Here is a 22,169-nt window from a genome sequence, read left to right on the forward strand (position 1 = left end):
TGTGGCATGACGGAAGCGCAGGAACGGGCCAGCGACTGGCTGGCGGCCGTCGATCCCGACAACAACGGTCATGACGACCGCAATGTGGCACTCGAGCAGATGTGCCGCAGCATCGACGGCATGCTGCGCACCGGCAAGGCCCCGATCCGGCGCGTGCGGATGTCGCTCGGTGTCGCCAGCGTCGAGGTCGAGTGGGACTACCCGCAGCAGGTCGCCCCGCAGGTCACGGTGACCCCGGCGGCGGCTCCGGTCGCGGTGGCCGTGGCCGCGGCGCCCGCCGAGGCGGTCGTGCCGGAGGTCGTCGGCCACGCGGTGAAGTCGCCGCTGGTGGGCACCTTCTACGCTGCGCCCGAGCCGGGTGCCGCGCCGTTCGTCAAGGTCGGCGACGAGGTGCACGCAGGCCAGCAGATCGGCATCGTCGAGGCGATGAAGCTGATGAACCCGGTCGAGGCCGACCGCGCGGGCGTCGTCGTGGAGATCAAGGTCGGCAACGCCGAGCCGGTCGAATACGACCAGGTGCTCGTCGTGCTGGCGCCGTCTGAACAGGAGTGAGCGCCGTGTTCGACAAGGTCCTAGTCGCCAACCGGGGGGAGATCGCCCTGCGGGTCCTGCGGACCTGCAAGGAGATGGGCATCCGGACCGTCGCGGTGTACTCGACCGCGGACGCCGACTCCGCGCACGTGCGCGCCGCCGACGAGGCGGTGCAGATCGGCCCTCCGCCGCCCCGCCAGAGCTACCTGTCCGCGCCCGGCATCATCGAGGCCGCGCTGCAGACCGGGGCCCAGGCGATCCACCCCGGCTACGGGTTCCTCTCCGAGGACCCCGACTTCGCCGAGGTGTGCCAGGAGAACGACCTGGTCTTCATCGGCGCCCCGCCGACGGTGATCAGCCAGCTGGGCGACAAGGCGGTGGCGCGTGAGCTGATGACGGCCGCGGGCCTGCCGCTGCTGCCCGGCAGCACCCGCACCGCCGACAGCCTCACCGACGCGGTGGAGCTGGCCGACCACATCGGCTTCCCGGTCATCATCAAGGCCGCGGCCGGTGGCGGCGGGCGCGGCATGAGCGTGGTCCGCGACCGCGCCGACCTGCCGTCGTCCTACCGCCGCACGCGCGGTGTGGCGCACGCGGTGTTCAACGACTCGCGCGTCTACATCGAGCGCTACGCCGACGCCGCCCGCCACGTCGAGGTGCAGATCCTCGCCGACAGCTTCGGCAACGTCGTGCACCTGGGCGAGCGTGACTGCTCGATCCAGCGGCGCCACCAGAAGCTGATCGAGGAGACCCCGGCGCCGGGGCTCCCGGCCGAGCTGATGCAGCAGATCGCCGAGGCGTCCGTCCGCGGCGCCAAGGCGGTCGGCTACGTGGGCGCGGGGACCTTCGAGTTCCTGGTCGACGACAACGGCTTCTACTTCATGGAGATCAACTGCCGGATCCAGGTCGAGCACCCGGTGACGGAGATGGTCACCGGCGTCGACATCGTCCGCGAGCAGCTGCGGGTCGCCGCGGGCCTGCCGCTGTCGGTCAAGCAGGAGGACATCCAGCCGCGCGGCGTGTCCGTCGAGTGCCGGGTGAACGCCGAGGACCCCAAGCGCAACTTCGCGCCCACCCCGGGTCTGCTCACGGAGTTCAACGTCCCGACGGGCCCGTTCACCCGGGTCGACACGCACGCGTACGCCGGCTACAAGATCCCGCCGGACTACGACTCGATGATCGCCAAGCTGGTCGTGTGGGCGCCGGACCGCGAGCAGGCCCTGGCCCGCATGCAGCGCGCGCTCGCCGAGTTCCAGATCGCGGGCAACGGCGTCCGGACCACGGTCGACCTGCTGCGTGAGGTGATCGACGAGCCGACGTTCCGGGAGGCCCGGCACACCACGGGATTCCTGGACAAGATGATGAACCCGGTCACTGTCTGACAGCGTCACTGACGGTTGGGCGATCGCCTGGCTGTCCAGTGTCTAGGCGTACTGCTGACCGTTCCCGCTGACGGGGCGCCTCGCGTTCGGCGAGGCGCCCCGTCATGCTTTGTGGACTCCGGACGATCAACGGGTATGGGGGAACACTTAGCACCGCCGCGGCAGGCCCGCCTCCGCGCGCGGATCGCGTTCTGGGCGGCGGTCGCCGTCGCCAGTGGAATGACCATCGCGGCCGGTCGGATCGGGTTCGACGAGCAGGACGGGCCAGGCATGACGCTCGTGGTGCTCGCCATGGTGACTTTCGCACTGCTGATCGCGCTGCCGTTCTGCAACCACGCGCGGATCGACCGCGACAAGCGCTATGTCACGGCCAAGACCGTGACCGGCCTGCGCACCATCGACCTGCACGCCCTCACCCGCGTGTGGCGGCTGCGCGGGCCTTCCGAGGGCCAGACACTCGACCACCTCATGCTCACCGACCGCCACGGTGTCCGCCTCGCCGTCAACGACCCGGAGGTCGACGCCGCGGTTCGGAAGGCGCTGCGCACAGGGGAGGCCAAGGTGTCGGCCGGGGCCAGGCGCAGGCTCGACGGCACCGTCCTCCCGCTGCCACTGCGCGTCGCGGCTGGGGTGGCCCAGCTCGTCGGGAGCGCGCTGTGGATCATGGGCATTCTCTTCGCGGTGATCGTGGTGGCGGGCACCGTGGGCGAACTCTAGTAGGGGACCTGCTCAGCGTCCTGAAGCCGTTCGGCTGGATGGGCGCGACCTCGGCGCATAGAGAAGGGCACCGGCCGGAGCCAGGGCCCTTCCCCACACCTCAGTGCGCGTCGACCTTCTCCGGTTCGGGGGAGGGGGTCGTGACGGCGGTTTGGGCGGCGCGGCCCCAGATGCGGGGGCCGATCAGGTTCAGGGCGGCGGGCATTACCAGCAGGCGGATGACCACCGCGTCGAGGATGACGGCGATGGCCAGGCCCAGGCCGAGTTGCTGCACCACGCTGATCTTCGCGACCAGGAACGAGGCGAAGACGGCCACCATGATCAGGGCGGCGCCGTTGACCAGGCCCGCGGTGTCGCGCAGGCCGCCGGTCACGGCTTGGGTGTGGTCGCCCGATGCGATGAAGCGTTCGCGCATGCGGGAGATCATGATGACCATGTAGTCCATGCTCAGGCCGAACATGATCGCGAACACCAGCGCGGGCGTGGTGCTGTCGATGCGCTGGTCGAGCCAGTTCTGGCTGACCATCGTCAGGATGCCGAGGCTGGCCGCCACGACCATCGCGTTCAGGGCCAGGGCCAGCAGCGGCAGCAGCCACGAGCGGAATGCCCGGGCCAGCAGGGCGATCGTGATCAGGGCGACCGCGCCGAGGATGGCGGGGAAGGTGTCGATCAGGACCTCGTCGAAGTCGACGCCGTGGGCGGTGGCGCCGGTCAGGTGGACGGTGACCCCGGCGGGGACGGCCGACGGCAGCTTCTCGCGCAGGGTGTGGACCAGGTCGTGGGCGGCGTCGGAGTCGGGGTCGTAGCCGGGGACGATGATGGTCCGGCTGACGCGCTTGCCGTCGTCGACGCGCCACAGCTGCTCGAAGCCCTCCTTGGCCTCCGGGGGCAGCTGGTCGAACTTGCCGTCGATGGCCAGGTCGACCGCCTCGGCGGGCAGGCCGAGCGAGCGGACGTCGGTCACCTTGTCGATGTCGGGCTGGGCGCCCACCACGTCCGACACCGCGCGCACGCCGTCGAGCAGCTTCGAGGGGGCTTCGGTCGACGGGGTGCTGACGACGACCTGCAGCGGGAACAGGTTGCGGAACTCGAGCGCGGACTGGAGCTTCTCGATGCCCTGCCGCGAGTCGGCCTCCTCCGGCAGGATCGTCGCGCTGGCGACCGGGGCCTGCAGGCGGATGTCGGACATCGGGAAGGCGAGCGCGCCGAACGCGGCGATCAGGATGAGCAGCAGGGCGACGGGCTTGGCGTGCAGCTTCGACATCAGCCCGGGGCCGGTGTGCTCCTTGGGCGCCCGCGGCTTGAGTGACAGCCAGTTGATCCGCTTGCCCATGAGCCGCAGCGCGGCGGGCAGCAGGGACATCGACATGGCCAGCGCCACCAGCGTGACCACGATGCCCGCGATCGCCATGCTGCTGAACACCATGATCTGCGGGATGAACAGCGCGAGCAGGGCGACGACGACGGCCAGGCCGCTGAACACCACCGCGTGGCCCGCCGTGCGCATGGCCGTGCGCAGCGCGGGTTCGTACACCTCGCCCTCGGCCAGCTCGTCGCGGTAGCGCTTGATGATGAACAGCGAATAGTCGACCGCGACCGCCAGGCCGATGATCGACACCGCGTTGGTGAACAGCGTCGACATGTCGGTCAGGTAGGTGATCAGGTAGCCGATCGCGGAGGCCACGACGAGGGCGACACCGGCCAGCACGACCGGGAGCAGCATCGCCGCGACCGAGCGGAACACCAGCAGCAGCACGATGATCAGCAGCGGGAACGCGATCAGCTCGGCGGTGGCGGCGTCTTCCTCCGACTGCGCGCTCAGGTCGAAGTCCAGCGCCTGCGCACCGGTGACATGCACCTGGACGTTGTCGTCGCGAAGCGCGCCGGTCAGCCGGGCGCGCAGGTCCTTGATCTCACCCTGGATGGTGGACTTGTCGACGCGGAAGCCCAGCTGCAGGAACGTCGTGTGCTTGTCCGACGACAGCCACTTCGGGTCGAACGTGTGGTCCTGCACCGTGGCCACGTGCGGCGTCGCCTTCGCGACCTGCGTGGCCTCCGGCAGGGCGGTGGTGACATCGCCGTCTGGCTTGGTCAGCACCACCTGCAGGGTCTCGGGGGTCTCGTCGAACGAGTGCTCCAGCACGGTCTGGCCCTTGGCGGCGTCGCCGCGCGGGTTGTCGAAGCCGCCCGCTTTGAGCGCGCCGGTCAGCTCGATCATCAGCGGCACGCAGATCGCGACGATCACGAGCCACACCGCGATCACGGCCTTGGGGCGGGCGATGGAGAACCGGACTACGGCGTTCACGTCGAGTTCGCTCCCAGATCGGTGTTCGGCCGACCCACGCGACCGTCGCGCGAATGGTCTCGCAAACCGCTAGTGACTGACTAGAGACGCACTGGAGTCACCACGAATCGCCGGTTCGAGTGAATCACCAGGCACCCACTAAGGGTGCGTCTCAGCATTCGCACCCGGTGCGGAGCAGCGCCAGTCATCCATCGGAGCGCATCGGAGACACCTGTATGACGGACTCAACGCGTGTAGTGACCGACGCTCACGTCGCCGCCCTGGTCCAGGACCTGGTCGCGGTCAAGCCGACGCTGCGGGCCGAGGACATCCGGCCGGAGTCCTCGATCACCGAGGAACTGGGCTTCGACTCGCTCGACCTGGTCGAGCTGGCCCAACGGATTCGCGACGACTACCCGGACTTCGACCTGCGGGTGTGGCTGGCCGACGCCATGTCCTCCGAGGTCGACAGCGTGGGATCGATGGCGGCTCTGCTGGCGGCGTCGCGCCAGGCGGTGGCCGGATGACCGCGACCAAGGCCAAGACCGACTACATCGCGCTGGCCCACGAGCTGGCGCCGAGGTTCGCCGAGCGCGCGCGTCAGCACGACGCCGACTCCAGCTTCCCGCACGAGAACATGGCCGAGCTGGTCAGCTCCGGGTACACCGCGATGACCGTGCCCGCCGAGTTCGGCGGCGACAACGCGAGCCTTGCCGAGCTGTGCGAGGCCCAGCAGATCCTCGCGGGCGGCTGCGCGTCGACGGCGTTCGCGGTGAACATGCACGTCCACGGCCTGGCGATGATCGCCCGCCTCGGCGGCGCGAGCGCCGAGTGGGCCTGCCGCGCGGTCGTCGACGGCGCGGTGATCTCCGGCGGCTTCAGCGAACCCGGCGTCGGCGGCAACTGGTGGCACCCGACGACGAGGGCCGAGGAGGTCGACGGCGGGTTCAAGCTCAACGGCTTCAAGGGCTTCTTCACCGGCTTCCCCGGCGCGACCCACCTGTTCCTGTCCGCGGCGACCCTGGACGACCGCGGGCTGCCGCAGCCGATGGCGTTCCTGGTGCCCAAGCCCGAGCAGGGCGTCCGGGTCGTCGGCGAGTGGGACGCGGCGGGCATGCGCGCCACGGGCAGCCACTCGCTGGCGCTGGAGGATCTCTTCATCGAGGACAAGTGGTCGGTCGGCGAGCGGGGGACGCTGCCGATGCTGTTCATGATGGGCGTGCACTGGGCGTGGTGCAGCTTCGCGTCGTGCTTCGTCGGCATCGCGCGCGCCGCGCTCGACCACGTCGTGGCTACGCAGCAGAAGCGGATCATCAGCGTGATCGGCAAGCCGAACGCGCACCTGCCGGGCATCCAGTTCCGCATCGCCGAGATGGCGGCCAAGGTCGCCGCGGCCCGCGCGCACCTGGAAGCGGCCATCCACGCCGAGCACGACGACGTCGACCCGCTGGCGCACTACATCGACATGAGCGTCATGAAGTCGAGCGTCACCAAGCTCGCGCACGAGGTGGTGACCCTGGGCATGCAGGTCCAGGGCGGCTCCGGCCTCTCGTCGGCCGACCCGCTGCAGCGGATGTACCGCGACGTCGTCGCCGGTCTGCTCGTGCCCCCGGCCACCGACGTGGTGCAGGAGTGGGCGGGCAAGCAGGCACTGGGCGTGCCGATCTTCGCCGAACCCCGCTGGGTCGGGTGATCACAGTGACCGCACTGAAGGAGAGCGCCGTGGAAACCGCACGCGAGCTGGCCGCGGGCTTTGAGAAGCGCCGAGCTGGGCGGGTCGACGCCGGGGACGTGAAGGAGAACCTGGCCGAACTGGCGGCGGCCGGGGTGACCGTGGCCGCGATCAAGGACGCCGTCGGGCGGCGCTCGGCCCTGCGGGCCGTGGCGAGCGGTTGCGGCGTCACCGCGTTCAAGCTGGCGGAGACGTTCTCGGCTGGTCAGGCGTACGGGACGCTGTACGACGCGGCTGTGCGGCTGGGCCTGGCCGAGCGCGCGTACGAGATCGCGGTGGAGCGGGCGAAGGCGCGGGGCATCGAGCTGACTGGGCTGCCCGGCACCCAGTTCGCCGTGGCCCGGATGCGCAGCTCGCTGGCCACCATGGTCGCCCTGTTGGACCGACAGGCGCTGCGCGCCGCGGCTGATGGTGCGGTGGGCCTCGCCGAGGCGTGTGTCGCGAACCTGTATGTGGCCCCGGAGGCTGACTCGGTCGTGGCGACCGCGTTCGGCGTGCTCAGCGGTGATTCCGAGGGAACCGCCCGGCTGTCGCAGATCTGGCACGACCTCAAGGCCGTGAGCGCTCCGGTGTCGGGCGACCTCGCCCGGGAGCTGGTCGGCAAGAACGCCGTGGGCATCGACCCAACCGAAACCCCGAGGTGGCTGTGATGGCAGGCAACGACCGGCACCTGGTCGCGCTCGACCCAGCAGTGGACATCGACACCGCAGAGATCCAAACCCCGAGGTGGCTGTGATGGCAGGCAACGACCGGCACCTGGTCGCGCTCGACCCAGCAGTGGACATCGACACCGCAGAGATCCAAACCCCGAGGTGGCTGTGATGGCAGGCAACGACCGGCACCTGGTCGCGCTCGACCCGACCGACGTCGCGATCGACAACGAGTACTACCACGAGGTCGGCGACGACTGGTGGAGCGAGACCGGCCCGCTGCGCGCGCTGCACGACATGAACCCGTCGCGGGTCGCGCACTTCGACCAGGCCGCGCGCGCCGCGTTCGACCGCGAGCCGGGCCAGGTCACCGTGCTGGACATCGGCTGCGGCGGTGGTCTGGTGTCAGAGCGGATGGCGGCGCTCGGCTACGACGTCACCGGGGTCGACCTGTCCGAGGGCTCCATTGAGACCGCGCGCAAGCACGCCGCGGCCAACGGTGTCAGCGTCAAGTACGTCGTCGGTTCGGCATACGAACTGCCCGCGGGTGACGGCACCATCGACATGGTCGTCATCTCCGACGTCCTGGAGCACCTGCACGACCTGCCCGGCGCGGTCTCCGAGATCGCCCGCGTGCTGCGCGACGGCGGGATCGTCGTGTTCGACACGATCAACCGCACGGTCATGAGCTACCTCAAGGCGATCGTGCTCTCCGAGCGCGTCCTGAAGATCGTCTACCCGGGCACGCACAACTGGAAGATGTTCATCCGCCCGGACGAACTGGCCAAGGTGTTCGCCGACCACGGCCTGGCCATCGGCGAGCTGAAGGGCCTGGAGCCCAAGGCCCCGCCGCACAAGCTCATCCCCACCGTCCTGCGCGGCGGCGCGATCGGCGAGTTCCACTTCACCAAGTCCCTCGCGGTCAGCTACATCGGCCAGGCCGTCAAGACCCCCGCCCAGGAGAGCTGAGACATGGTTTGGATCCGGTCAAAGTCCAAGCGTGACATCACCATCCGCACCGACCGCGAGACACTGCGCCGCACCATCGCGGCCGTGCTGGAGACCGGTCGGCTGATGCCCGGCGTCGACGAGATGTCCGACCTCGGCGACGGCGTGTTCCACCTGCGCCTCGCCACGGTGTCCAACGGCGCGGTCGTGTTCACCCCCGACTACCAGGCCCGCTACGACACCACCGACCCGGACCTGGTCACCTGGGAGCCGCACGGCGAGCACAACTTCCGCTCCTGGGGCCACTTCCGGCTCTCCGACGGCGCCACCCCCGACGAGCAGGTCCTGGAGATCGAGACCCGCGCCGAGGCATCGGTCGACGTCGCGCCGGTCGTGGTCATCCTGATCGAGCCGTTCGCGCAGAAGGAGAGCGACGAGGCCACCGAGGGCTTCCTCGCCGCCATCCGCGACGCCGTCGAGAACGTGAGCGTGGCCAGATGATCTCGGCGACCACCGCCGTAGCGCCCGCGCGCATCCTGGGCCTGCGCACCGCGCAGGCGGGACCGGCCATCTCGCAGGACGAGATGTTCGAGACCTTCTACAAGGACCTCTACGCCGACGTCCCCGACGCCGAGAAGCTCTTCAAGAGCACCCAGGTCAAGCAGCGCAGGCAGGCGTGGTCGCCCGCCGAGCGTTACGCCGACGGCTGGCCGGGGATGAAGACCCGGATCGAGGCGTGGGAGCAGAGCGTCCTGGCCATGGGCCGGGAGACCGTGGGCGGCGTCATCGACGGCGTCGACACCGACAAGATCGGCAGCTACACCTTCGTGAGCTGCACCGGCTACGCGGGCCCGACGCCGGAGATGCTGCTGGCCAAGGAGTTCGGCCTGCCGCAGAACCTGCGCCGCACGTTCGTCGGCCACATGGGCTGCTACGCGGCGTTCAACGGCATCAAAGTCGCGCTGGACTCGCTGGCCGGTCGGCCAGACGAGCTGGCGCTGGTCACCTGCGCCGAGGTGTGCTCGGTGCACCTGCGCCCGGAGGCCACCAAGGAGCAGGTCGTCGTCACCGGCCTGTTCGGCGACGCAGCCGCGACGCTGCTGCTGTCCTCTGTGGACGGCGATGTGAACGACGTCGAGGGCCCGGTGATCCTCGGCACGCACACCGAGACCCACCCGGAGACGTCCGCGGCGATGACGTGGAAGGTCATGGACGACGCCTTCCGCATGACGCTGTCGCCGTACGTGCCGCTGTACCTGTCGGAGACGATCGTCCCGTTCGTCGGCCGCCTGCTCGACCAGCACGGCCTGAAGCCCGGCGACGTCAAGCACTGGGGCATCCACCCCGGCGGCCCGAAGATCATCGACTACGTCGGCGAGCGCCTCGACCTGCCGGTCTCCGCGCTGCAGCCGTCGCTGCACATCCTCGGCACGTGGGGCAACTGCTCGTCGCCGACGGTGCTGCTCATCCTCGACCACATCCTGCGTGAAGTCCGCCCGGCGGCGGGGGAGTACGGCGTGTTCATGGCCTTCGGCCCCGGCCTGACCATGGAATCCGCGCTGATCCGGTTCTGATCCGCGACACCTTCAAACCTCGATCACACACCGTCCGCCAGCGATGGGGCCGCACCCATCGACCAGCGAGCATCCACCTGAACGGAGTCGGCCATGGCCACCCCATCCACCACCGTCGAGAGCCTGGTCGCCGACCTGCTCAGCCAGCAGTGGGTCATCGAGCTGTTCACCGACCTCGGCGAGCGGCAGCGCCAGTCGCTGGAGGTCGCGAACCAGGTCCGCGAGCGCGCGGCGTCCAACCACGTGTTCTGGCCCTTCCACGCCCCGCAGTTCCCGCTGGTCGTCGCCGAGGCGCAGGGCAGCCGGATCACCGACATCGACGGCAACACCTACCTCGACTCGCACCTGGGCTTCGGCTCGCAGGCGCTGTTCGGCCACAACCCGCCCGCCGTGGTCGACCACATCAAGGAGCAGCTGGGCCGCTCCACCGGCAACGGCTACCTGAACCTGACCGAGCTGCAGCTGGTCGACCTGCTCGAGGACATGCTGCCGCACGCGCAGAAGTTCGCCTTCCTCAACTCGGGCACCGACGCCACCAACGCCGCGATCCGCCTCGTCCGCGCGCACACCGGCAAGCGGATGATCGCCAAGTTCGAGGGCGCGCTGCACGGCGTGCACGACCTGGCCGCGCACAACACCGCGTTCTGGTACCACGGCCACCCGGTGCAGCCCTTCCCCGAGGTGACCGAGAACGGCATCGCGCCGCTGCCCGCGCTGACCGGTGTCGCCCCGGCGTCCCCGGCCGAACTGCTGATCCTGCCCAACGACACCGCCAAGGCGCTCGAACTCATCGAGCGGCACCGCGACCAGCTCGCCGGCGTGCTCGGCGAGGCCGTCTCGTCGTCGTTCCCGTACGTCGAGCACACCGTGCCGATGATCCGCGCGGTCGCCGAGCGCTGCAAGGCGCTGCGCGTGCCGTTCATCCTCGACGAGGTGCTGACCGGCTTCCGCTACGGGCCGCAGGGCGCCGCGGGCCACTTCGACATCCCGGCCGACCTGTACTGCTACGGCAAGGTCGTCACCGGCCTCGGCCTGCCGCTGTCGATCGTCGCGGGCCGCAGCGACATCATCGACCACATGCAGACCTCGGGTCTGCCGCTGACCGACCTGGGCCGCAAGACCTGCGTGCAGACCACGCACGCCGGCAACCACCTGTCCCTGGCCGCCTCCTTCGCCGCGCTCAGCACCCTGCGCGACGCGGGCGACGCCTACTACGACCGCACCCGCGCCAAGGTCGACCGGGTGCAGTCGCGCCTGGCGGAGTTCCGCGCCGAGACCGGCATCCCGCTGCGCCTGCTCGGCTTCGGCGACTTCATCGGCTCGTTCGGCTTCGTCGCCGAGGAGTCCTACGGCGACTACCGCGAGTTCGCCGAGGCGGTGAACCCGATCGGCCTGTTCCTGCTGACCCTGATGCTGCGCCGCCGCGGCGTCTACACGCTGAGCCTGCCGATGTTCTTCACCGGCGACGCGCACAGCGAGTCCGATGTGGACGAACTGCTGACCGCGGTGCTCGACTCCGCGCTGGAGCTGGACAAGCACGACTTCCCCTTCGTGCTGCCGAAGTAAGACCACCACTCGTCGGGATCAATACAGGACAGGCGAATAACCATGACCATCGCGGAGACTCGGCCGGACACCCGTACGCCGCAGGAGATCGTCACCGAGCTGCTGTCGCAGCAGTGGGTGATCGAGCTGTTCACCGAACTGGGGCAGCGCCAGGCGAAGTCGCTGGCGCTGGCCGGGCAGGTGCGCGAGCACGTGGTCACCAACCACGTGTTCCTGCCCTTCCACGCGCCGATGTTCCCGCTGGCCGTCGCCGAGGCGCAGGGCAGCACGCTCACCGACGTCGACGGCAACACCTACATCGACTCCCACCTCGGCTTCGGCGGGCAGTCGCTGTGGGGCCACAACCCGCAGCCGGTGGTCGACTTCGTCCGCGAGCAGGCCCTGCGCGGACCCGGCAACGGCTACCTCAACCCGCTGGAGCTGCAACTGGGCGAGCTGCTCAAGGAGCTCATCCCGCACTGCGAGAAGTTCGCCCTGCTCAACTCCGGCACCGACGCCACCGGCACCGCGATCCGGCTGGCCCGCGCCAAGACCGGCCGCAAGCTGGTCGCGAAGTTCGAGGGCTGCTGGCACGGCGTGCACGACGTCGCCGCCCGCAACACCTCGTTCTTCGCCCACGGCCACCCGAAGGTCAACCCGTTCCCGGAGATCGGCGCCGACGGCATCGAGCCGCTCAACGCCTTCACCGGCACCGCCGACGTCAACATCCTGATCCTGCCGCACGACGCCGCAGCGGCGGGCGCGCTGATCGAGAAGCACAAGGACGAACTGGCCTGCGTGATCGCCGACGCGGCCTGCCAGTCGTGGCCCTACGTCGAACAGACCATCCCCGAGGTCCGCGACGTCGCGCTGCGCTGCCAGGGCTTGGGCGTGCCGTTCATCCTCGACGAGGTGCTGACCGGCTTCCGCTTCGGCACCGCGGGCGCGGCGGGCAAGTACGACATCCCCGCCGACCTGTACTGCTACGGCAAGGTCGTCTCCGGCCTCGGCCTGCCGCTGGCCGCGATCGGCGGCAAGGCCGAGTTCCTGGAGATCGCCACCACGTCGGGCACCTCGCTCGGCGACATCGGCACCAAGACCTTCGTGGTGAACACCCACTCGGCCAACCACCTGTCGATCGCGGCGTCGTACGCCTCGCTCAACCTGCTGCGTGAGGCCGGTCCGGCGTTCTACGAGCGGACCGACGCCAAGGTCGACCGGATCAAGGCCCGGCTCGCCGCCTTCCGCGCCGAGTCCGGTATCCCGATCCGACTGCTCGGCTTCGGCGCGTTCGCGGGCACCTTCGGGTTCGTCAAGGAGGAGTCCTACGGTACCTACCGCGAGTTCGGCGCCGCGGTGAACCCGCTCGGCCCGGCCGTGCTCACCCTGATGCTGCGCAGGCGCGGCGTCTACACGCTCAGCATGCCGATGTTCTACACCGGCGACGCGCACTCTGAATCCGATGTGGACACCATCGTCGACGCCGTGATCGACGCGGCGGGCGAGATGGGCCGCAACGGCTTCCCCTTCGTGATGCCCTGAACACTGTGCCAATCAAGCGGAGTCAGGCACCGAGCTGGCGCCACCGATCTCCTTCGTGATGCCCTGAACACTGTGCCAATCAAGCGGAGTCAGGCACCGAGCTGGCGCCACCGATCTCCTTCGTGATGCCCTGAACCCCGAACACCTTGCGGAGTCACCATGAGCATCGACAGCGGTCTGAGAGCCGACCTCGAAGTCCATCCTGACCGGCGCGGCTTCGTCCCCGACCCGAACGCAGCTGTGGCCAAGCTGAGCACGGCGGGCACCGTGGCGGGCACCCTCGTCGAACGCGCCCGACGCGAGCCCGACGCCGTGGCCTTCTACCTGCCCGACGAGCCAGAGTCCGACCAGCGGATCACCGTCGCCGACCTGCACGACCGCGCCCACGCGGCCGGGTCGGCGCTGGCCGCGGCCGGGCTCACCCGGGGCGGGCGGGTGTGCCTGTGCCTGGACACCTCCGCCGACCTGCTCTCCGGGCTGTTCGGCGCCGCGCTGCTCGGCGCGGTGCCGTCGGTGGTCGAGCCGCCGCTCACCGCGGGCCGCAAGCAGCTGTGGCTCGACCGGGTGCGCCACATCGTTGCCGTGGCCAATCCGCAGGTGCTGGTGTGCGCGGAGAACCTGCGCGAGGACGCCGCCGAGGCGTTGGCGGGCATGCGGGTCACGGTGATCAGCCCGCCGTTCGGTGACGGGCTTGTCGCCGAGCCGGTGCTGACCGCCGACCCGGAGGACCCGGCGTTCATCCAGTTCACCTCGGGCACCACGTCGGCGGCCAAGGGCATCGTGCTCAGCCACCGCGCGGTGTTCAACGCCGCGTCGGCGATCGGCCTGGCGGGTCCGTTCTGCGAGGGCGACCTGCTGGCGAGCTGGCTGCCGCTGCACCACGACATGGGCATGGTCGGCGCCACCATGACGCCGTTCCTGCTGTCGCTGCCGTCGGTGCTGATCCGGCCGCTGGCCTTCGGCACCCGGCCCGACCGGTGGGTGCGGCTGATCCACCAGTACCGCGCCACGCTGTCGCCCGCGCCGAACTTCGCCTACCGCCTGGTCGCGTCGCTGGCCCGCAAGATCGACCTGACCGGTCTCGACCTGAGCTGCTGGCGCAAGGCGTTCAACGGCGCCGAGGTCGTCGACGCGGGCACGCTGCGCGAGTTCCAGGAGACGATGGGCCGCTTCGGCTTCCCCGTCGAGACCATGCGGCCCTGCTACGGCATGGCCGAACTGGGCTTGGCCGCGACGTTCTCGCCGGTCGGCACGGCGCCGCGGGTCGAGGTGGTGTCCCGCGCGGCGATGGCCGAGACGGGCATCGCCGAGCCGCCGCGCTCGACCGAGGACGCGCACCCGTACGTCTCGTCGGGCATCCCGGTGCCGGGGACCAAGGTGCGGGTCAGCGACAGCGACGACGTCGACCTGCCCGACGGCCACATCGGCCGGGTGCGGGTGGCCAGCGAGTCGATGATGACCGGCTACATCAACGGCCCCGCCGACCCGGTGCTCGACCTGCGCGACGGCTGGCTCGACACCGGCGACCTGGGCTTCCTGCGCGACGGCGAGCTGTTCGTCACCGGCCGCAGCAAGGACTTGATCATCCTGGCGGGCCGCAACTACCAGCCGCAGACCTTCGAGCGCGCCGCCGAGACCGTCGACGGGGTCCGCCCCGGCGCCGCGGCCGCGGTCGGCGTGCCCGACGCGGCCAGCGGCACCGAGAAGATGGTCATGGTGGTGGAGTCGAAGTACCACCGCGATCCCGCCACCGCAGCCCACACCGCCAAGCTCGTCGAGCGGGCCGTCGCCGAGCACACCGGCGTCCGACCCGCCCGCGTGATCATCGTCAGCGCGCGCACCCTGCCCAAGACCTCCAGCGGCAAGCTGCAGCGTCCGCAGGTGGCCGCGGCGGTGGCGGCCGGCGTCCTGGGCGGGTGACCGGCGTGGAACTGGCACTCGTCGGCGGGTCGCTGCGCCCGGGATCGGTGAGCGAGCGGGTGCTGGCCGCCTGCGCCGACCTCGCCGCCGTGCACGGCGCCCGCTCGACGGTGCTCACCGCCGAGGACCTCGACCTGCCGCTGTACCGACCGGGAGCCACCCACCGCCCGCGGGCGGCGCGGGAGCTGCTGTCGGCGCTGCGGCGGGCCGACGGGGTGATCATCGTGACCCCGACCTACCACGGCGGGGTGTCCGGGCTGATCAAGAACGCGCTGGACTACGTCGAGGACCTGGCCGGGGACACCCCGGCCTACCTCGACGGGCGCGTGGTCGGCACCGTCGCCGTCGGCTGGAGCGAGCACGGCGCGGCGACGGCGGTCGCCGAGCTGCGCACGGCGGTGCTGTGCCTGCGCGGCTGGGTCACGCCCATGGCCGTCACGGTGAACTCGGTTCCACTGTCCACTTTGGAAACAACCATCAATGGGTCCGCCGGCAGTGCTATCGATGCTGCGCTGCGCTCGGACGCCCGGCTGATGCGCAGACTCGAAATCCTCGTCGGCCAAGTGGTCGACTTCGCGGGCACTCGCCTGGTCACCGCTGTCTGAAACCCTTAGGAGAGAGACGTGAGCACCACCACCGACACCGGTCTGAGCCAGGAAGGCTCGGTCGAGGACCTGCACCGGGCCGTGCGCGACCACTACGACAAGCTGGTCGACCTGTACGAGGACCTGTGGGGCGAGCACATCCACCACGGCTACTGGGACCTCGACGCCCAGGACGTGCCGCGCGACATCGCCCAGCAGCGCACCACCCAGGAGCTGATCAAGTTCGGCGGCATCGCCCCGGGCTCGAAGGTCCTCGACAGCGGCTGCGGCATCGGCGCCTCGGCGATCATGCTCGCCTCCGACCTCGGCTGCACGGTCGACGGCATCACCCTGAGCCACGAGCAGGTCAAGCGCGCCACCGACAAGGCGGCGCAGGCCGGGGTGGGCGACAAGACCCACTTCCAGGTCATGGACGCGCTGCACACCACCTACGAGGACAACACCTTCGACGTCATCTGGTCGATGGAGTCCTGCGAGCTGATGCCCGACAAGCGCGCCTACCTCGCCGAGAACCTGCGCATCCTCAAGCCGGGCGGCCGCCTCGTCGTGGCCACCTGGACCAGCCGCGACGACCAGCTGAACCCGAAGGAGGTCAAGCTGCTGCGCAGGCTCTACCGCGACTTCGCCATCTCGCACGTGCTGCCGCTGGACCACTACGCCAAGCTGTGCGCCGACCTCGGCTACGTCGACGTCGCCCAGGCCGACTGGACCGACAACGTCAAGGCCACGTGGAAGCTGTCGGCCGACATCGTCAAGCCGCTGGTGCGCGACCCGTCCTACGTGTGGAAGCTGGTGAAGGCCAAGGGCGCCGACATCTTCCGCTTCTTCAACTCGGTCCCGCTGATGAAGCAGGCATACGACAAGGACGTCATGCACTACGGCGTCTACACCGCGGTCAAGCCCAGCTGACACCGGAACGCGCCGTGGGCTCCCGGGCCCACGGCGCGTCCGGCGTTTCAGGTCAGAACCACTGGCGGGCGGTCACGTCGGCGTAGCCGCCGTTGTCCCACAGCGTCGGGTCGTTGATCCCGACCTGGAACTGGCCGCCGACGGCCGGGTCGACGAAGACGCACGGCCCACTGGTGATGGTGCCGTTGGACAGCCGGTGCCCGACGACCGGGAACCAGGTGTTCGCCTCGAACCAGCGGCCCTGCACGAACGCGCCACCCGCGGTGACCTTGCCGATGAGCGTGTACGGGGGCTCGCTGGGCAGCGGGAACCCGTCGCCCGCGCGGTGCCCGGACAGGCCGATCACCGGAACCGTGGTGCCCCACCCGTCGATGCGGGTGAAGCCGGTGGCGCTCAGGTGCAGCGCGTCGCCGCGCCGCAGGCCGAACGGCGAGCCGTAGGTGCTGAACGTGTTCGCGGCGGCGTGCCACGAGGTGAGGGTGTGCCGGGGAGCCGCGTTGGTCTGGCAGCCGGTCAGCCCCGCGGAGACGGGCCGGATCAGGTCGGCCTCGTTGCGGTACCACGAGTAACCCGCGGGCGTCGTGCTGTTGGGGAACCGGACGATCGCGGCGTTGTCCAGGTTGGCCCCGCTCCAGAAGCTGCGCAGGGTCAGCGGGCCCGCGCTCGCCGGGGCCGGGTTCACGAAGCCCTCGATGCGGAACAGGGTGTACTCGCTGCCGGACACCCGGCGGTCGCCGACGTTGCCCGCCCAGTTCGGGTCGGTGGTGAGGAAGTTGTCGCCGCGGTCCGGGCTCCACCAATGGAACAGCTTGACCGTCCCCGCGGGCTGCGGGTTGTCCGGGTTGAACACGTCGCCCTGCCTGCCGACGGCGACGTAGTCGGGGTGATCGGCGCAGGTGTCGAAGTACTGGCAGGTCCACTGCGGCTGGCTGGTGGTGAAGTAGTCCCCGGTGCCCGCGTTGAAGAACGTCACGAGCGGCAGCTGCGCCGGACCGGCCGCCGCGGCCTGCGTGGCGGTCCCGACCACGATTCCCGTCATCGCGACCACCACCGCGGCTATCGCCGTGGCCAAGCGCCTGGCTCTGTTGATCATGTCTCCTCCTGGATTCCCCCGGGGTTCGTCGCCCGGGGGCATCTCCAAGAGTCGTCGTGCGCGGCTCACGCGGGGACCAGGAAACCTCCACCTCTCGCGGTGGGGAACCTGGGTGGCGTCAGGCGCCCGGCACGAAGCGGCGCGGGCCGATCAGGGCGGCGACGCCGATGAGCAGGTAGCCGACCGACGGGCCGAACGCGCCGACGCTGAGGTCGCTCAGGTCGATGCCCTTGACCAGGTCCATGACGCCGTAGATGTGCACGCCGGACAGGGCGATCAGGATGAGGCCCGCGATCCGGCGGAACATGGTGACCGCGGACTTCAGGACGAACACGACCAGCACCACCGCGGCCAGCGCGGCGACGGCGAGGACGATCTCCCGCGTGCCGAAGTCGTTCTCGCCGAAGGTGCCGGTCAGCGGGCCGAAGCCGAAGCGCAGCAGCAGGTAGCCCAGGCCGATCAGCATCAGCCCGCCCCACACCACCTTCATCGCCACCGACTCCAGCACCGCGGCGAAGGCAAGGAGGATGCCGAGGATGATCAGCGGGTAGCTGAGGAACACCACGTAGAGGTCGCCGAAGCTGTTGACGCCGCCCTTGGAAAGGGTGTCCCACAGCTCGAACAGGGACCTCGGGTCGTTGCCCGCGCTCGCCCAGGGCAGCACGGTGAGGCACAAGATCTGCACCAGCGAGCCGACGATCGTCATGATCAGGCCGACGCCGGGGAGCTTGAACCCGCCACCGCCGGACGGGGGTGCGCTGGGCCGCTGCGGGCGGGGCTCGGCGCGCTGGGCGGGCTCCGGGCGGTGCTGCCGGGGCTGCTCGTACCTGGGCTGTTCGTGCCGGGGCTGTTCGTAGCGCGGCTGCTCGTACTGCGGCTGACCGTACTGGGGCTGCTCGTACTGGGGCTGCTCGTACTGGGGCTGACCGTAGGCAGGCTGTTCGTACTGCGGCTGGTAGCCCGGCTGGTACTGCGGCTGACCGTAGCCGGGCTGCTGGTATCCGCCCTGCTGCCAGTCCGGCTGGTCACCGGGGCGGTGGGGCTGCTGCGGCTGACCCGACGGTCGGTACGGCGGCTGCGACATGCCCGAACCGTACAGTCCCGGCGGCCGTTTGCCGACTATCTCGGGCGGGTTGGCTGGGTCAGCTGTCGTAGTCGACGTGGAGCTCCGCGGTGGTCGGGTGCGACTGGCATGTTAGGACGTAGCCGGCGTCGAGCTCGTCTGGTTCGAGAGCGTTGTCGCGGTCCATCTCCACCGCGCCGACCAGCACTTTCGCCTTGCACGTGCCGCACTCGCCGCCCATGCAGCTGAACGGCGCGGGGGTGCCCGCGCGGAGCAGGGCTTCGAGGACGGTCTCATTGCCGGAGAGGTCTACTGTGGACACTCCGCCCGCGAGGGTCGCGGTGATCGTGGTCGCGGCGGTCGTGGTCCGGGTGGGACGGGACTGGGTGAACAGCTCCAGGTTGACCCGGTCGTCGGGGGTGCCGTGGTCGGCGAGCGCGCCGCGGACGGCGTCGACCATGGGTTCGGGCCCGCACAGGTACCAGCCGTCGACCGGGCCGAGGTGGGGGAGCAGGCCGGTGAGGCGGTCGGGGGTGATCGGGCCGTAGGTGACGTGGTCGGTGTCCTGGCCGTCCTCGCCGTCGCGGAAGTGCAGCACCCGCAGGCGCTCCGGGTGGCGGGCGGCGAGGGCGCGCAGGTCGTCGAGGAACATGGTCGACTGCTCGGTGCGGTTGCCGTAGAGCAGGGTGAACCGGCTGTCCGGCTCGACCTCCAGCGCGGTCGTCAGCATCGACAGCACCGGCGTGATCCCGCTGCCCGCGGCGACGCCGACATGGTGGCGGGCCGCGGCCGGGTCGGGCCGCAGGGTGAACCGGCCGGTGGGCGGCATGACCTCCAGGACGTCGCCGACCCGCACGGTCTCGTTGAGCCAGCCGGACATCCGCCCACCCGGCAGCGCCCGCACCCCGACGCGCAGGGTGCCGGAGGTGCTCGGGGCGCAGATCGAGTAGGTGCGGCGGAGTTCAGTCCCGTCGAGGTGGACGCGGACGCCGACGTGCTGGCCCGCGTGGAACCGGAACGTCTCCCGCAGCTCGTCCGGCACGGCGAAGGTGATCGCCACGCTGTCGGGCGTCAGCCTGCGCACCTCGGCGACGGTGAGGCGGTGGTAGCCGTCGCGGGGCTTGTCGGAGCGGCGCAGCAGTTTGCGCCAGCCGGACCCACGCCGTGCTTCCACCGTCGACATGGCTGCTCCTTGTTCGTATCTCGACAAACCAAGTGTCTACGTACAGCTACTGACGGGTAGCGTAATCCATGACGACTCGACAAAGAAGAGGTAAATGTAAAGTCGCGGCTAGACCTCCGATGTATCCGTGTAGCAGTGGTATGACCTGAACGGCCGCACTGCGCGGATCGATCTTGACAATAGATCGGATGTAACAAGACCATCACTCTGGGCGCCCAGCGTAAACCCTGCATGTCAGATGGATAGCTCGGATGATCTGGAGGTTTCCGTGCGTCGACATCTCATTGTCGCCCTGACCGGTTTGGCCTTAGCCATCGGAGGTTTAGCCGTCCCTGCCGCGGCCGCACCCGGCAACAACTACGTCTCAGACGACGCCCTCACCGCGCCGCGGACCCAGTGGTTCAGGGACGACCGCTTCGGCATGTTCATCCACTACGGCGTCTACGCCGCCTACAAGGGCCGCTACGGCACCTGCCGCGACGCCGAGTGGATCAAGCGGAACTGCAACGTCCCGTGGAGCGACTACGAGGCGAAGGCGGCGGCGTTCAACCCGAGTGCGTTCGACGCCAAGGAGATCGTCCGGATCGCCAAGCAGGCCGGACAGAAGTACATCGTCATCACCTCCAAGCACCACGACGGCTTCTCGATGTGGCCGACCGCGGTCAACGACTGGAACATCCGCGACCGCTCGGGCTTCCAGCGGGACCTGCTCGCGGAACTGGCCACCGAGGCCCGCGCCAACGGCATCAAGTTCGGCCTCTACTACTCGATCTGGGACTGGCACGACCCCGACTACGCGACGAACTTCCCCGCCTACCAGAGCAGGATGAAGGCGCAGCTCAGGGAGTTGGTCACCCGGTACGACCCATCGGTCCTCTGGTTCGACGGCGAGTGGGGAGCGCCCTTCAACGCCGCGTACGGCGAGGATCTGGAGGCGTATGTCCGGGGCCTGTCGTCGTCGGTGGTCATCAACAACCGCTCGATCGCGCGCAGGCCGGTGGACGGGGACTACGGCACCCCCGAGCAGAACCTCGCGGGCGGACCGCCGGTCGCGCAGATCGAAGAGTCGTGCATGACGATCAACGGGACTTGGGGCTACGCCGACTGGGACAGCAACTTCAAGTCCCCCACCGAGTTGACCAGGAACCTGCTGAACCTGACCAGCAACAGTGCCAACTTCCTGCTGAACATCGGCCCGACCGAGACAGGCGCGGTGACGGCGGGCCAGTCGAACGCCTTGAAGGGCATGGGCGACTGGATGGCCGTCAACAGCTCCGCGATCTACGGAGCCGGCTATCCCGGGGTGGTGAGCCAGCCGAGTTGGGGGAAGATCACCCGCAAGGGGAACAAGCTCTACCTGGCTGTTTACGCCTGGTCGCCGAAGCTGCATGTCACCACGACTTCTCCGGTGACGATCACCGGGGCTCGGGTGCTCGGCAGCGCGCAAACGGTTGCGGTGCAGGCAGCCGGTGATGGCTATGACTTCACCCCGTCCGGCTCGGCCACGAACGCGATCGCCACGGTGATCGAGGCGGACATCGCCGTTCCCGGAGCGGCTGCTGTTGGCACGGGGACTGGATTGAAGGCGGAGTTCTGGGCCAACAAGATTTTCTCCGGGACGCCAGCGGTGACGCGGGTCGACCCGACGATCAACTACGCGTGGCGGGCCGGGGGATCTCCGGCGTCGTCGATTCCCACGGACAACTTCTCTTCGCGGTGGACCGGGTCGATCCAGGCCCGGCGAACGGAGAAGTACACCTTCACCACCGCGTCGGATGACACGGTCCGGGTGTGGATCGACGGTCGGCTGGTGATCGACAATCTGACGCCGCACGCGGTGAAGGTTGATCAGGGCAGTGTTGTGCTGGCTGCTGGGCGGCGGTATGACATCAAGGTCGAGCACACCGAGGCCGGTGGCGAGGCTTACTTGAAGTTGATCTGGGCCGGCCCGAACACGCCCGCGGAGATCGTGCCGAAGTCCCAGCTCTATCCCTCGGCTGGGAACACGCGGATCAACAACGGGTCTGTCGCCACCTATGCCGGTTCGTGGGGCGTCAGCTCAGCCCGAGGCTTCGGCGACTACGCCGATGACGTTCACTACACGACGTCGAACGGCGCTTCGTTCAGCTACACGTTCAGTGGGACCGGGATCGACTACTTCACTGAGACCTTCTCCGACGAGGGCCAGATCGACATCTACCTGGACAACGTCTTCCAGACAACGGTGAACGCGACGTCAGGTCCCCGCCTGACCCAACAGGCCGTGTATCGCGCTACAGGACTGACCCCAGGCACGCACACACTGAAGGGCGTGAAGAAGAACGGGACTTACATGTTGGTGGACCGATTGGACGTGACGAGCTAAGCAGGCGGGTCAAGAGCGCAGGGCCTGCGGATTCCCTTCTTTGGGGGAGCGCGGGACCCTGCGCCTTACCCGCACGAGGGAGCAACCCGCTCTTGCGCTGCTCCCACCGCGAGATCGCTACGCCGA

Annotated in this window: 19 protein-coding genes; 15 read left to right on the plus strand and 4 right to left on the minus strand. The window is 69.4% G+C overall.

Going from position 1 to position 22,169, the window contains the following annotated elements; genetic code table 11:
* Positions 1-6: 6 nt before the first annotated feature.
* The 3 genes from accB (at position 7) to ACSHT8_RS30860 (ending at position 2,630) form a co-directional block, all read left to right on the plus strand.
* A complete protein-coding gene (gene accB / locus ACSHT8_RS30850) occupies positions 7-552 on the plus strand; it encodes an acetyl-CoA carboxylase biotin carboxyl carrier protein (RefSeq protein ID WP_436494940.1) in 546 nt (181 codons plus the stop codon).
* A 5-nt stretch (positions 553-557) separates the two neighbouring features.
* Positions 558-1,913 (plus strand): acetyl-CoA carboxylase biotin carboxylase subunit, encoded by a 1,356-nt coding sequence (gene accC / locus ACSHT8_RS30855; protein ID WP_436494942.1) that lies wholly within the window; start codon positions 558-560, stop codon positions 1,911-1,913.
* 135 nt (positions 1,914-2,048) lie between these two features.
* A complete protein-coding gene (locus tag ACSHT8_RS30860; protein ID WP_436494944.1) occupies positions 2,049-2,630 on the plus strand; it encodes a hypothetical protein in 582 nt (193 codons plus the stop codon).
* Between the two features lie 100 nt (positions 2,631-2,730).
* On the opposite strand, the gene ACSHT8_RS30865 is transcribed toward ACSHT8_RS30860, so the two are convergent.
* Positions 2,731-4,935: an MMPL family transporter gene (locus tag ACSHT8_RS30865; protein ID WP_436494946.1), complete on the minus strand. Its 2,205-nt coding sequence runs from the start codon at positions 4,933-4,935 to the stop codon at positions 2,731-2,733.
* A gap of 236 nt (positions 4,936-5,171) precedes the next feature.
* Here ACSHT8_RS30865 and ACSHT8_RS30870 point away from each other — a divergent pair, with 236 nt between their 5' ends.
* From ACSHT8_RS30870 to ACSHT8_RS30920, 11 genes are all read left to right on the plus strand, one after another.
* Positions 5,172-5,441 carry an acyl carrier protein gene (locus ACSHT8_RS30870; protein ID WP_436494948.1) on the plus strand — a complete coding sequence of 90 codons (270 nt, stop codon included), beginning with the start codon at positions 5,172-5,174 and terminating at the stop codon, positions 5,439-5,441.
* On the plus strand, positions 5,438-6,607 hold the full coding sequence (locus tag ACSHT8_RS30875) for an acyl-CoA dehydrogenase family protein (protein WP_436494950.1): 1,170 nt from the start codon (positions 5,438-5,440) through the stop codon (positions 6,605-6,607). Before ACSHT8_RS30870 ends, ACSHT8_RS30875 begins: the two co-directional genes overlap by 4 nt.
* Before the next feature lie 29 nt (positions 6,608-6,636).
* Positions 6,637-7,296, plus strand: coding sequence for an acyl-CoA dehydrogenase family protein (locus ACSHT8_RS30880; protein WP_436494952.1), 660 nt, complete (start codon positions 6,637-6,639; stop codon positions 7,294-7,296).
* A 171-nt stretch (positions 7,297-7,467) separates the two neighbouring features.
* Positions 7,468-8,265, plus strand: a complete 798-nt coding sequence (gene ubiG, locus ACSHT8_RS30885; RefSeq protein WP_436494954.1) for a bifunctional 2-polyprenyl-6-hydroxyphenol methylase/3-demethylubiquinol 3-O-methyltransferase UbiG — start codon at positions 7,468-7,470, stop codon at positions 8,263-8,265.
* Positions 8,266-8,268: 3 nt separating this feature from the next.
* On the plus strand, positions 8,269-8,745 hold the full coding sequence (locus tag ACSHT8_RS30890; RefSeq protein WP_436494956.1) for a hypothetical protein: 477 nt from the start codon (positions 8,269-8,271) through the stop codon (positions 8,743-8,745).
* Entirely contained in the window at positions 8,742-9,818 is a 1,077-nt protein-coding gene (locus tag ACSHT8_RS30895; RefSeq protein WP_436494958.1) for a type III polyketide synthase, read from the plus strand. The genes ACSHT8_RS30890 and ACSHT8_RS30895 overlap by 4 nt, the downstream gene beginning before the upstream one ends.
* A 93-nt stretch (positions 9,819-9,911) precedes the next feature.
* A complete protein-coding gene (locus tag ACSHT8_RS30900) occupies positions 9,912-11,384 on the plus strand; it encodes an aminotransferase class III-fold pyridoxal phosphate-dependent enzyme (RefSeq protein ID WP_436494960.1) in 1,473 nt (490 codons plus the stop codon).
* Between the two features lie 42 nt (positions 11,385-11,426).
* Entirely contained in the window at positions 11,427-12,905 is a 1,479-nt protein-coding gene (locus ACSHT8_RS30905) for an aminotransferase class III-fold pyridoxal phosphate-dependent enzyme (protein WP_436494962.1), read from the plus strand.
* 159 nt (positions 12,906-13,064) lie between these two features.
* Positions 13,065-14,825: an AMP-binding protein gene (locus ACSHT8_RS30910; protein WP_436494964.1), complete on the plus strand. Its 1,761-nt coding sequence runs from the start codon at positions 13,065-13,067 to the stop codon at positions 14,823-14,825.
* 5 nt (positions 14,826-14,830) lie between these two features.
* On the plus strand, positions 14,831-15,430 hold the full coding sequence (locus tag ACSHT8_RS30915) for an NADPH-dependent FMN reductase (protein ID WP_436494966.1): 600 nt from the start codon (positions 14,831-14,833) through the stop codon (positions 15,428-15,430).
* An 18-nt stretch (positions 15,431-15,448) separates the two neighbouring features.
* On the plus strand, positions 15,449-16,339 hold the full coding sequence (locus ACSHT8_RS30920) for a methyltransferase domain-containing protein (RefSeq protein WP_436494968.1): 891 nt from the start codon (positions 15,449-15,451) through the stop codon (positions 16,337-16,339).
* A gap of 52 nt (positions 16,340-16,391) precedes the next feature.
* Here the strand turns inward: ACSHT8_RS30920 and ACSHT8_RS30925 are convergent, their stop codons facing one another.
* The 3 genes from ACSHT8_RS30925 to ACSHT8_RS30935 form a co-directional block, all read right to left on the minus strand.
* Positions 16,392-17,432: a hypothetical protein gene (locus tag ACSHT8_RS30925; protein WP_436494970.1), complete on the minus strand. Its 1,041-nt coding sequence runs from the start codon at positions 17,430-17,432 to the stop codon at positions 16,392-16,394.
* A gap of 118 nt (positions 17,433-17,550) precedes the next feature.
* Entirely contained in the window at positions 17,551-18,516 is a 966-nt protein-coding gene (locus ACSHT8_RS30930; RefSeq protein ID WP_436494972.1) for a hypothetical protein, read from the minus strand.
* Positions 18,517-18,574: 58 nt separating this feature from the next.
* The gene (locus tag ACSHT8_RS30935; protein ID WP_436494973.1) at positions 18,575-19,678 is read right to left on the minus strand and encodes a 2Fe-2S iron-sulfur cluster-binding protein; all 1,104 of its coding nucleotides are present in this window, start codon (positions 19,676-19,678) and stop codon (positions 18,575-18,577) included.
* A gap of 268 nt (positions 19,679-19,946) precedes the next feature.
* Here ACSHT8_RS30935 and ACSHT8_RS30940 point away from each other — a divergent pair, with 268 nt between their 5' ends.
* Entirely contained in the window at positions 19,947-22,043 is a 2,097-nt protein-coding gene (locus ACSHT8_RS30940) for an alpha-L-fucosidase (RefSeq protein WP_436494975.1), read from the plus strand.
* Positions 22,044-22,169: the final 126 nt, after the last annotated feature.

The organism is Actinokineospora sp. HUAS TT18, from assembly GCF_051364635.1.
Classification (GTDB): Bacteria; Actinomycetota; Actinomycetes; order Mycobacteriales; family Pseudonocardiaceae; genus Actinokineospora.